A 13,053-nucleotide genomic window follows, 5' to 3' on the forward strand; every position below is an offset into this window, starting at 1 on the left:
ACTTTTGCACTGAAAAACTTAAAATTATGATACACATAGAACCAACCATTTTAGAAAGAATAAACGCATGGCTAACCCCAGCTTTCGATAAAGAAACACAAGCTTTTATTAAAGATAGTATTGCCAACAACCCTAAAGATATACAAGAAAGTTTTTATAAAGACTTAGAGTTTGGTACTGGTGGTATGCGTGGTGTAATGGGAGTTGGAACTAACCGTATTAATAAATACACATTAGGAAAGAGTACACAAGGATTAAGTGATTATTTACATAAATCGTTTCCTAACGAAACACCTAAAGCTGTTATTGCTTACGATTGTAGACACAACAGTAAAACTTTAGCTAAATTAGTTGCCGATGTGTTTTCTGCTAATGGTATAGAAGTCTTTTTATTTGAAGATTTACGTGCAACACCAGAATTATCGTTTGCAGTAAAGCATTTAAACTGTCACTGTGGTATTGTACTAACAGCATCTCACAACCCGCCAGAATATAATGGATATAAAGTGTATTGGCAAGATGGTGGGCAATTAGTACCTCCGCACGATAGCGCAGTTATAAACATGATTAATGCCTTAGATTATACTGATATTAAGTTTGAAGCTAACGATAGCCTTATTACCTATATTGGTAAAGATGTAGATGATGCTTTTATTAACGCATCTGTAGAAAAAGGAAGTGTTGGCGCTACACAAGAAGCAAAAGACAATTTAAACATTGTTTTTACATCGCTTCATGGTACATCTATTACTGCTGTGCCAGAAACATTAAAACGTGCAGGATACAAAAATGTACATATTGTAAAAGAGCAAGAAGTACCAGACGGAGCGTTTCCAACGGTAAAATCTCCAAACCCAGAAGAACCAGCTGCTTTAAAAATGGCCTTAGAACTAGCTGATGAAGTAAATGCAGATATTGTTATTGGTACAGATCCTGATTGTGACAGGTTAGGTGTTGCAGTTCGTAACGCACAAGGCGAATTACAATTACTTAATGGTAACCAAACCATGCTAATGATGGTCGATTTTCTATTAAAACAATGGAAAGCTGCCGGTAAAATAGTTGGTAAAGAATTTATAGCAACAACAATTGTCTCTACGCCAATGCTAAACAAATTAGCAGACGCTTACGGTGTAGACAATAAAATTGTTTTAACTGGTTTTAAATGGATAGCCAAGTTAATTCACGATTTTCCTGAACTAGATTTTATTGGTGGTGGCGAAGAAAGTTTTGGTTTTATGGTTGGCGATTTTGTAAGAGATAAAGACGCGGTTACCTCTACCCTTTTAGCTTGCGAAATAGCAGCTATAACAAAATCTAAAGGTAGCTCTTTCTTTAATGAATTAGTTACCCTATACACAGAGCATGGCTTTTACAAAGAAAAACTAGTTTCTATAACAAAGAAAGGTATAGAGGGTGCTGCAGAAATTAAACAAATGATGATTGATGCTAAAGAAAACCCTTTAAAAATTATTAATGGCTCTAAAGTTGTAAAGTTTGAAGACTACAACCTATCTATAGCTAAAAACATAATTACAGGAGAAGAAAATAGCATTGATGTACCAAAATCTAACGTATTAATATACTATACAGAAGATGGTAGCCAAATTGCTTTAAGACCAAGTGGTACAGAGCCAAAAATAAAATTTTATGTAAGTGTTAATACTAAATTAAACACTTCAGAAGATTTTATAAAAACAGAAAAAGCTTTAGACCAAAAAAGTGAAGATATTTTAAAAGACATGAATCTTATTTAATGGATTATTTAAAAAAGCTTTCTAAATTTATAATGCCATACAAACGTTATGGCATTTTAAATATTATATGTAATGTTTTTTATGCTTTATTTGGTACACTAGCCATGGTGTCTCTAATGCCAATGATAAATGTGTTATTTGGAGAAAGCGAAAAAGTCCTTGTAAAACCTGTATATAGCGGTTTTAATAATTTAAAATCTTATTTACAAGACTCTTTAAACTACCTAATTACCTCTACTACAGAAACACAAGGACCTCAACAAGCTTTGTTATACATGATTGTTTTAATAATTTCTTTATTTTTATTAAAGAACTTATTTAATTATTTAGGACTGTATTACATTACCTTTTTAAGAAATGGTGTGCTAAAAGATTTAAGAAATGATATTTATAGCAAAGTAACCTCTCTACCAATTTCTTATTATTCAGAAAAAAGAAAAGGAGATATTATTGCGCGTATTTCAGGAGATGTTAATGAGGTAAAAAACTCCCTATTAGCAGTTCTAGAACTCATAGTAAAAGAACCATTAACTATTCTTTTTGCTATTGTAGCAATGTTTACACTTTCTACATCTCTAACTATTTTTGTTTTTCTATTTATACCTATATCTGGTTTTATAATATCTAGAATAGGTAAAAGCTTAAAACGAAAGTCTGATAAAGTACAGAGTGAACAAGGTGTATTTTTATCTACACTAGAAGAAACATTAGGAGGCTTAAAAGTTATAAAAGGCTTTAATGCAGAAGAAAAGTTTAATACAAAGTTTCAAGAATCTACAAATCGATTTTATAATTTTTCTAATATCCTTTTAAACCGTCAAAATTTGGCTTCGCCAACAAGCGAATTTTTAGGTATAGTAACCATCGCTGTTCTTTTATGGTACGGTGGCAGTATGGTTTTAATAGAAAAAACACTATCTGGTGGCGCTTTTATTAGTTTTATGGCACTCGCCTACCAAATACTTACTCCTGCAAAGGCCATAAGTAAAGCTAGTTACAAAGTAAAAGCGGGTAACGCAGCTGCAGACCGTGTTTTAGAAATTTTAAATACAAAATCTCCTCTTGACGACAAAACCAATGCTATTTCGAAAGCAGATTTTAATACATCAATTAATTTAAATAATATTTCATTTAAATATGAAGAAGATTTAGTTCTTAAAAACTTTTCTATTAATATCCCTAAAGGAAAAAGCGTAGCTTTAGTTGGACAATCTGGAAGTGGGAAATCTACCATTGCAAATCTAGTAACTCGTTTTTACGATGTAAATCAAGGTAATATTTCTATTGATGGAAAAGATATAAGAGACCTAACAAAACAATCGCTAAGAAACTTAATGGGGTTGGTTACACAAGATTCTATTTTGTTTAATGATAGTATAAAAAACAATCTTCTTATCGCTAAAGAAGATGCTAATGACGAACAAATTATAGAAGCCTTAAAAATTGCCAATGCCTGGGAATTTGTAGAAAACCTTCCTAATGGAATAAACACAAATATTGGCGATTCTGGAGGCAAACTATCTGGAGGACAAAAACAACGCTTAAGCATTGCTAGAGCTGTGCTTAAAAACCCTCCAATTATGATACTTGACGAAGCCACTTCTGCTCTAGATACAGAAAGCGAAAAACTGGTTCAAGATGCTTTAGAAAATATGATGAGAAACAGAACCTCTATAATTATTGCTCACAGATTATCTACTATTCAAAATGCAGACGAAATTGTAGTTATGAGAAAAGGAGAAATAGTAGAACAAGGTAAGCACCAAGAATTAATTGAAAAAAACGGAGCATACAAGAAACTAGTAGATATGCAAAGTTTCGACTAAATTAGTAACAACATTACAAACTATAAAACAAAAAAGGATAGAGATTTGGGCTTCTATCCTTTTTTTTAGTTTAATGCTAGACTTGGGAACGACTAACATCATAAGTAGGTTTATGCTTCAAAAATAAAACAAATAATCTTTTCTTACAAGAAAAAATGCATTTTATCGTGTTTTTATGTTTTTAATCGATATTTATAATCATAAAAGACTATTTAACAGCGTATTACAATTTTATTCAAAATAATAAAATACAGCATTAAACTTTTAGTATATTTATTAGTCTAATATCCAAAGTGCCCCTTGTGATTGACGAAATACAACTTATAGAAGAACTAAAATCGGACACCAAAAAAGAACAAGCCTTTAGAGCCCTAATAACGCTTTACAAAGAGCGCTTGTATTGGCATATACGACATATTGTAAAATCGCACGACGACACAGATGATGTGCTTCAAAACACATTTATCAAAATATATAAAAACATACACAACTTTAAAGGAGATAGCAAATTATTTTCTTGGATATATCGTATAGCAACAAACGAATCTATAACATTTATAAATAAAAATGCTAAACGATTACAAACCACAAACGAAGAAGTACAACAACTCGCCATAAACAATTTAGCATCTGATGTTTATTTTGAAGGCGATGAAATACAATTAAAATTACAAGAAGCTATTGCTACTTTACCAGAAAAACAACAATTAGTTTTTAATATGAAATATTTTGAAGATATAAAATACAAAGAAATGTCTGATATATTAGAAACTAGCGAAGGTGCTTTAAAAGCATCATATCATATTGCAGTAAAAAAAATTGAAGCCTATTTAACTAAAAATTAAACCTTTAATAATAAAACAAGTCTTAGTAGTAAGATGAAAAAGAATAATATAAATAGCATAAAAGACTCAGGGTTTAAAGTTCCTAAAGATTACTTTTCTAATCTTGAAGATCGCCTTATGTCTGAAATTAAACTTAACCAAACGGTTAAAGACTCTGGATTTAAAGCTCCAGATGATTATTTTAATACGTTAGAAAGTAATATATTAAGTAAGGTTTCTAAAAAGGAGCCTACCAAAGTAATACCTTTATTTAATAAAAAGAATTTGCTTTATATAACCAGTATCGCTGCTGCAGTTTTACTTTTATTTAATCTTTCTATTTTTGAAAAGGAAACTAAGTGGGACACTTTAGATGCCGATACTGTTGAAAACTATATATTAAATGGTAATGTTGGCACTTACGAAATAGCCTCACTTTTATTAGAAGGCGATATTGAAGAAGAAAACTTTACATCTATAGAATTTACAGATGAAGCTATGGAAGGGTATTTTATAGAAAATGCCAACATAGAAGACTTAATGATAAAATAAAAATTATATGAAGACTCCAATTTTAACCTTATTTATACTCTTATTTACAATAAGTGTATTTTCTCAACATAAAGACAGAGAACGCATAAAAGCCTTAAAAGTATCTTTTATTACAGAAAAATTAGACCTAACAACAAAAGAAGCCCAAGCATTTTGGCCTATTTACAATGCTTACGACGAAAACTCTAGAAAATGCAAATATGAAGATATGCGCAACATTAGAAAAGAAATAAAAGAAAATGCAACGACTATAACAGACGAGGAAGCAAAAAAATTATTAGAGAAATTAGTTGACGCAGAAAACAAACTGCATAAAGAGCGAGTAGATTTAATTGCTAATTTGAAGAAAATAATATCTCCAAAAAAAATAATTTTACTTAAAGCTACAGAAGACGACTTTAACAGGAAACTTTTTGACGAATATAAAAAACGCAGACACGAACGAAAATAACACTGCTATGTCAAGATTAAAACATATCAACTTATATTTTTAGTTGTTTTTTAATCTATAAACTTTAATTTAGATATTCTCCCCACACCAGCAGCATAGGCTATAGAATCGTTTAAAAAGCGTATGGTATAAAATCCTTCGTCACTTAAATGTTTCCATGTATTTCCAGCATCATTACTATAGTCAATGCCTTTAAAACCAACAGCAACAAGTTCTTGCGCATTACTATTTGGAACATATTGCACACAGCTACGGTAACCCGGGTTTTGAGCATTTGCAACTACTTGCCATGTTTTACCACCATCTTGTGTTCTTATTTTATTTGCTCTATTTGCATCTGGTAGGGTATAATCGCCTCCAATGGCAAACCCATTTAAAGCATCGTAAAAATCCATAGAGTAAATACCTTGGGTTTCTTTGTCTTTAACTATAGGTGTTATAACCACATCCCAAGTTATTCCTTTATCTGGTGAAACATAAACCCTACCCGCAGTTGTAGCTATCCAAGTTTTATTTCCTACAATAGCAATATTTGTATCGCTTGCTGCAAAGGCGCCTTCGTTTTTAGTTCCTTTTGGTAAATCTTCACAAGATAATTTATTCCAAGTGTTTCCCCCATCACGCGTTATAATTATGCTTAAACACCCATCAGTAGAATCTCCTATGGCTATGCCTTCATTATCATTCCAGAATTCCATAGCATCGTAAAATACTTTGGAATGAGATTCTTGGTAAACCAAAACCTTTTCATCATTTTTTATTTTGTACAATCTTGCAGGATTCCCTATAGAAAGTCCATATCCAAATTTACTAGTTACCGCAGCAGACCTAAAATTATTCTTAATACTATCGTGGGCCATTGGTATAGGAAAAACAATATTCGATTTTTTATCGTATTCACTATAATAAACAGTACCACCAAAACCATTAGACGTTAGAAAAAACACATGGTCGTCGTCTGTAATTTCTAAAGCCCGAATACTTAGTGTAGAATCTAGAGTATGTGTTTTAAATTCTACTGTGTTTATTATTCTTGAAACTTGCTTTTTATCAGTTTCTTTACAAGAGATAAAACTAATTAACAATAACACGACAACCTGTTTCATAACTTTTCAAATTTGTATAAAAATAAAAAAGCTTCTTTAACTTATTTAATTTTGCAGATAGTATGGACCAATACGATATTAGTAATACATCACTATCTACCCCTCATTAAACAAACATTAAAGATAACTTAATTGTTTAAATGCCATAAAAAAACAAAAACTTGCGCTAATGTCTTAATTATTTATAAATATTTTGGAGCATTATACAAGACTAAGACTTACAATTTGCCCTAGCCAGCAATTTAAAGAAATAAACTTTTTAAAGCACTAAACAAATACACATTTAAAACGTAACTTTGCACCCTTATTTTAAAGATCATGCGATTACACAGAAACTTATGCTTCTCGGTTATAGACGGTTTAACCTTAATTTTTAACGAAGGTAAATACGCCGATAAAGTTATACAACAACTTTTAAAACGCGATAAGCGTTGGGGCGCTCGCGACAGAGCTTTTGTTGCAGAAACCACTTACGATATTGTACGCTGGAAACGCCTATATGCAGAAATAGCTGAAGTAAAAGCTCCCTTTGATAGAGACAACCTATGGCGCATGTTTGCTGTTTGGGCAACATTAAAAGGTATTAAATTACCAGATTGGAAATATTTTGAATCTACACCAACTAGAAAAATAAAAGGACGTTTTGACGAACTGTCTCAAATTAGAAAATTTAAAGAATCTATTCCGGACTGGATGGACGAAGTTGGAGAAAAAGAACTAGGCAAAGCACTTTGGAGCAAAGAAATTGAAGCTTTAAACCAACAAGCAGATGTTGTTTTACGTGTAAACACACTTAAAACAACTAAAGAAAAACTACAAACTATTTTATTCGATTTAGATATAGAAACAGAGTTTGTACAAAATCATCCTGCAGCTTTAAAACTAAAAGAGCGCGCTAATGTTTTTACAACCGAAGCTTTTAAAAATGGTTTTTTTGAAGTACAAGATGCATCATCTCAATTAGTAGCCGAATATTTAGATGTACAACCAGGTATGCGTGTTGTAGACACCTGTGCAGGTGCTGGCGGAAAAACATTACACCTTGCCTCTTTAATGGAGAATAAGGGGCAAATTATTGCCATGGATATTTATGGCAATAAGCTACACGAACTTAAACGTCGTGCAAAGCGTAATGGAGCACATAATATAGAGACTCGTGCTATTGAGTCTACAAAAACCATTAAAAAACTTTACGATAAAGCAGATCGTGTTTTAATAGATTCTCCATGTTCTGGTTTAGGTGTTTTACGCAGAAACCCAGATGCTAAATGGAAATTACAACCCGACTTTCTAGATAAAATTCGTAAAACACAACAAGACATTTTACAACAATATTCTAGAATGGTAAAAAATGGCGGAAAGTTAGTTTACGCTACCTGTTCTGTATTACCTAGCGAAAACCAAAACCAAGTAGAAGCGTTTTTAAAATCGGAAGCTGGAGAAAATTTCACTTTAGTTAAAGATAAAAAAGTAATGGCTCATAAATCTGGTTTCGACGGATTTTACATGGCATTATTAGAGCGCAAAGCTTAACAACAAACTTATACCTTTTTTAATACTATAATACTTTGTCTTTATACCTAATAAAGGCAAAGTTTTTTTATAGACTACTTCATACTTTTTTCCCATTACAAAGTAGAGTCTTTTAACTCAGCTTAAAAATTAACAATCAACCGTTTTCAATTTTTTAAAAGTAATAGAAAATAAGTCACTCTTTTCACATACATTTTCAACAAGCCCTATAAATAAACTTAACACACTTATTTAAAAGTAATTAACAACTTATTATGTTAAAATAAGAAATAATTCTGTTAAAAACGGTTAAAAACGTTAAAGCAATTATAAAAATAATCTTACATAAATAAAATACATTTGATTTGTTTTAAACAATTAAAAACTTAAAACAATGAAAAAAACACTACTAGTAATGGCTATTTCCTTTTTAGGATTTGCAAAGGTTAATGCACAAGACGTTAATTTTGGAGTTAAGGGTGGTTTAAACTTCGCATCTATAACGGGAGACAACACATCTATTAAAGACGACCCTGTAACTGCCTTTAATTTAGGAGTTATGGCAGAAATTCCTATTTCAGAAGAATTCTCTTTTCAACCCGAAATATTATATTCTGGCCAAGGTTATAGCACGGGTTCTGGAGACGACGATTTAGTAGCCTTAAACTATTTTGACGTGCCTTTTATGGCCAAATATTATGTTACCAAAAAATTTAGCGTAGAAGCAGGACCGCAAATTGGCTTTTTACTATCGGCTAAAGAAGACGATGTCGATTATAAAGATCTTTTTAAAACAACCAATTTTGCTGCCAATTTAGGTATTGGCTACAAACTAGATAGCGGACTTAATTTTGGGGCTCGATACAATTTAGGCTTATCTAACATTAACGATGTTGGCAGCTCAAAAAACAGAACTGGGGTTTTACAGCTTACCGCTGGTTACTTTTTTTAACACCAAAATACTTATTTAATTATTAGTAAAACCGAAGTTTAACTGCTTCGTTTTTTTTTATATGATATAATTAGTATTCAATAACCAATTTACTTATGCTTTATCATAACTACTGCATTAAAACATAGCGCAGATTTGCTCAAACTCTTTTTGTATTGTAATACATATGCAACATAAAAAAGAATCTGCAAAAAACATAATCAACTTTGAAATACCGTTCTAAGCAAAAAACAACATGTTTAAAACCTAGTGGATAACTCGCTATTTTCCGTTTAACATTTAGTTAAAATTTGATTAAAAAGAAGTAAATTTGCTTTTTCTTTTAAACAACACAAACTAACATATAATGATTCATTTCTTTGGAAACGTTACAAGCAAAGTATTTGCAGTACAAACAGTAGAAGAATTATCGACAGAGGACACCTCTAAATTAAACTGGCTTTTTGGTAATAAACCAAAAATAGATCAAGCATCGTTGGATGCTTTTTTTGTTGGCCCAAGAGCAGCTATGATTACGCCTTGGAGTACCAATGCAGTTGAAATTACTCAAAACATGGGTATTAACGGTATTATAAGAATTGAGGAATTTGAAGCTATTGCTGAAGATTTTAATGATTTCGACCCTATGATTTCCGAGAAATTTAAAGGGTTAAACCAAGAGTCTTTTACTATAGATATTGAGCCTGAAGCCATTTTAAACATTGAAGATATTGCAGCCTACAACCAACAAGAAGGTTTATCTTTAAGCGATGAAGAGGTAGATTATTTAAATAGTGTTGCAAAGAAAATTGGAAGACCATTAACCGACTCTGAAGTTTTTGGATTCTCGCAAGTAAATAGTGAACACTGTCGCCATAAAATTTTTAATGGAACTTTTGTTATTGATGGCGAAGAAAAACCTGTGTCGCTTTTTAAAATGATTAGGCAAACTTCGGAGGCAAACCCTAACGATATTGTTTCTGCTTACAAAGATAATGTGGCTTTTATTAAAGGCCCTAAAGTGCAACAGTTTGCACCTAAACGAGCCGATATCCCAGATTATTACACTACACAAGAGTTTGAATCTGTTATTTCGCTTAAAGCAGAAACACATAACTTCCCTACTACAGTCGAGCCTTTTAATGGTGCTGCAACTGGTGCAGGTGGAGAAATTAGAGATAGACTTGCAGGTGGTAAAGGCTCTTTACCATTAGCAGGAACCGCAGTTTACATGACCTCGTACTCGCGCTTAGAAGAAAACAGACCTTGGGAGCAAAAATTAGATGCTAGAGACTGGCTATATCAAACACCAATGGATATTTTAATTAAGGCATCTAACGGAGCTTCAGATTTTGGAAACAAATTTGGTCAACCTCTTATTTGTGGTTCTGTTTTAACTTTCGAGCATAACGAAAACTCGTCTTCTAGCGATGCTAAAGCTAGAAAGCTAGGATTTGACAAAGTGATTATGCAAGCTGGAGGTATTGGTTATGGTAAAATTAACCAAGCATTAAAAGACACACCTAAAACAGGTGATAAAATAGTAATTCTTGGTGGTGAAAATTATCGAATTGGTATGGGTGGTGCAGCTGTGTCTAGTGCAGATACTGGAGAGTTCGCATCGGGTATAGAACTAAACGCTGTACAACGCTCTAACCCAGAAATGCAAAAACGTGCTGCTAATGCGGTTCGAGGTATGGTAGAAAGCAATGAGAACTTTATTGTTTCTATTCACGATCATGGTGCTGGTGGACATTTAAATTGTTTATCTGAATTGGTTGAAGATACTGGCGGTAAAATAGATTTAGATGCTTTACCTGTTGGAGACCCAACCTTATCAGACAAAGAAATTATTGGTAACGAATCGCAAGAGCGTATGGGCTTAGTGATTGCCGAAGAACATATAGACACGTTAAACAAAATAGCAGATAGAGAGCGCTCGCCAATGTACACAGTTGGAGACGTTACTGGAGATAATCGTTTTACATTTCAATCTAAAACCAAAGGCAACAAACCTATGGATTTAGCTATGGAAGACATGTTTGGAAGCTCGCCAAAAACCATAATGACCGATAAAACGGTTAAAAGAAATTACAAAAACCCAAGATATAAAACCAAAAATTTTCAAATCTATTTAGAGCAAGTTTTACAGCTAGAAGCTGTAGCTTGTAAAGATTGGTTAACAAACAAAGTAGACCGTTGTGTTGGTGGCAAAGTAGCTAAACAACAATGTGTTGGTCCGTTACAAATTCCGTTAAATAACGTTGGTGTTATGGCGTTAGACTTTAACGGTAAAGAAGGTGTTGCTACATCTATTGGGCACTCGCCTATTTCCGGATTAATTAATCCGGTTGCAGGAAGTAGAAACTCGATTACAGAAGCGCTTACCAATTTAATTTGGGCGCCCTTAAAGGATGGTTTACAAAACGTATCGTTATCTGCTAACTGGATGTGGCCTTGTAAAAACGAAGGTGAAGATGCCCGTTTATACGAAGCTGTAAAAGCAGTTTCTGAATTTTCTATAGATCTCGGTATTAATGTGCCTACTGGAAAAGATTCGCTATCAATGAAACAAAAGTACCCTAACGAAGATGTTATATCTCCTGGTACTGTTATTATTTCTGCTGGTGCTAATTGTAATGATATTACCAAAATTGTAGAGCCTGTTTTTAAACAAAATGGTGGAGATATATACTACATAAATATATCTCAAGACGATTTTAAATTAGGAGGAAGTTCTTTTCACCAAGTTTTAAATACTATTGGAAACGATGCCCCAAATGTAAAAGATGCTGCTTATGTTAAAAACGTATTTAACACTATACAATCTTTAATTGTAAACGAGCAAATTATTGCAGGACACGATGTTGCTTCTGGTGGTTTAATTACAACTTTACTAGAACTGTGTTTTGCAGATATAAATACCGGTGCAGAATTAGATTTATCTAGCTTAAATGAAGAAGACTCTTTAAAAATATTATTTGCTGAAAATTCTGGAATTGTAATTCAGGCTAAAGACGCTTCAATAGAAACGGTATTAAAAGAAGCTAATATTCAATTTCATAATATAGGACAAGTAACCAAAAGTGATACCTTAAGTGTTATTAATAATGATGAAGTATTTTTATTAACCATTTCTAAATTACGAGACGTTTGGTATAAAACATCATTTTTATTAGATCAAAAACAAACCGCAAATGGTTTAGCAGAAGAGCGATATAATAATTTTAAAAATCAACCTTTACAATACACTTTTCCTAAACAGTTTACAGGAAATCTACCAGAATTAAATGGAAAAAGACCAAAAGCAGCTATTCTTAGAGAAAAAGGAAGCAACTCTGAACGCGAAATGGCTAATGCCATGTATCTAGCTGGTTTTGATGTAAAAGACGTACACATGACCGATTTAATTTCTGGTCGCGAAACACTTGAAGACATTCAGTTTTTAGGAGCTGTTGGAGGTTTCTCTAACTCAGATGTTTTAGGCTCTGCAAAAGGATGGGCAGGCGCTATTAAATACAACGAGAAAGCAAATAAGGTTATAAAAGATTTCTTTGCTAGAGAAGATACTTTATCTGTTGGTATTTGCAATGGTTGCCAACTTTGGATGGAATTGGATTTAATTAACCCAGAACATGATGAGCATGGAAAAATGAACCATAACGATTCTAAAAAACACGAAAGCGCGTTTACCTCTGTAAAAATTCAAAAAAACAATTCTATAATGCTTTCTAGCTTAGCAGGAAGTACTTTAGGTGTTTGGATTTCTCATGGTGAAGGCAAATTTAATTTACCTTACAGCGAAGACAAATATCAAATTGTAGCTAAATATGCTTACAAAGAGTATCCGCACAACCCTAATGGCTCTGATTTTAACACAGCTATGATGTGCGATAAAACAGGTCGTCATTTAGTAACTATGCCACATATAGAACGTTCTACATTCCAGTGGAACTGGGCAAACTACCCAGATGGACGTAAAGACAAAGCTACACCTTGGTTAGAAGCTTTTGTTAATGCTAGAATTTGGCTAGAAAAATAATTAGGAAATTATATACAACTTAAAAAAAAAGCTTTTACCTTGGTAAAGGCTT

At 32.5% G+C, this 13,053-nt stretch carries 9 protein-coding genes; 8 read left to right on the top strand and 1 reads right to left on the bottom strand.

The window, feature by feature from the left end; all coding sequences use genetic code 11:
* Positions 1-26 precede the first annotated feature (26 nt).
* From ABD715_RS16010 to ABD715_RS16030, 5 genes are all read left to right on the top strand, one after another.
* Complete coding sequence (locus tag ABD715_RS16010) at positions 27-1,757, top strand: phospho-sugar mutase (protein WP_344789346.1); 1,731 nt, start codon at positions 27-29, stop codon at positions 1,755-1,757.
* On the top strand, positions 1,757-3,583 hold the full coding sequence (locus ABD715_RS16015) for an ABC transporter ATP-binding protein (protein WP_344789347.1): 1,827 nt from the start codon (positions 1,757-1,759) through the stop codon (positions 3,581-3,583). The genes ABD715_RS16010 and ABD715_RS16015 overlap by 1 nt, the downstream gene beginning before the upstream one ends.
* A gap of 302 nt (positions 3,584-3,885) precedes the next feature.
* Positions 3,886-4,428, top strand: a complete 543-nt coding sequence (locus ABD715_RS16020; protein WP_344789348.1) for an RNA polymerase sigma factor — start codon at positions 3,886-3,888, stop codon at positions 4,426-4,428.
* A 33-nt stretch (positions 4,429-4,461) separates the two neighbouring features.
* On the top strand, positions 4,462-4,959 hold the full coding sequence (locus ABD715_RS16025) for a hypothetical protein (RefSeq protein ID WP_344789349.1): 498 nt from the start codon (positions 4,462-4,464) through the stop codon (positions 4,957-4,959).
* Between the two features lie 7 nt (positions 4,960-4,966).
* Positions 4,967-5,410, top strand: a complete 444-nt coding sequence (locus ABD715_RS16030; RefSeq protein ID WP_344789350.1) for a Spy/CpxP family protein refolding chaperone — start codon at positions 4,967-4,969, stop codon at positions 5,408-5,410.
* A gap of 50 nt (positions 5,411-5,460) precedes the next feature.
* On the opposite strand, the gene ABD715_RS16035 is transcribed toward ABD715_RS16030, so the two are convergent.
* Positions 5,461-6,516 (bottom strand): WD40/YVTN/BNR-like repeat-containing protein, encoded by a 1,056-nt coding sequence (locus tag ABD715_RS16035; protein ID WP_344789351.1) that lies wholly within the window; start codon positions 6,514-6,516, stop codon positions 5,461-5,463.
* 318 nt (positions 6,517-6,834) lie between these two features.
* Here ABD715_RS16035 and ABD715_RS16040 point away from each other — a divergent pair, with 318 nt between their 5' ends.
* The 3 genes from ABD715_RS16040 to purL all read left to right on the top strand — a co-directional run bounded on the left by ABD715_RS16040 (position 6,835) and on the right by purL (position 13,001).
* Complete coding sequence (locus ABD715_RS16040; protein WP_344789352.1) at positions 6,835-8,049, top strand: RsmB/NOP family class I SAM-dependent RNA methyltransferase; 1,215 nt, start codon at positions 6,835-6,837, stop codon at positions 8,047-8,049.
* Between the two features lie 373 nt (positions 8,050-8,422).
* Positions 8,423-8,980, top strand: coding sequence for a porin family protein (locus ABD715_RS16045; protein WP_344789353.1), 558 nt, complete (start codon positions 8,423-8,425; stop codon positions 8,978-8,980).
* A gap of 346 nt (positions 8,981-9,326) precedes the next feature.
* A complete protein-coding gene (purL, locus tag ABD715_RS16050) occupies positions 9,327-13,001 on the top strand; it encodes a phosphoribosylformylglycinamidine synthase (protein ID WP_344789354.1) in 3,675 nt (1,224 codons plus the stop codon).
* Positions 13,002-13,053 lie beyond the last annotated feature (52 nt).

Source organism: Postechiella marina (genome assembly GCF_039538365.1).
Classification (GTDB): domain Bacteria; phylum Bacteroidota; class Bacteroidia; order Flavobacteriales; family Flavobacteriaceae; genus Postechiella; species Postechiella marina.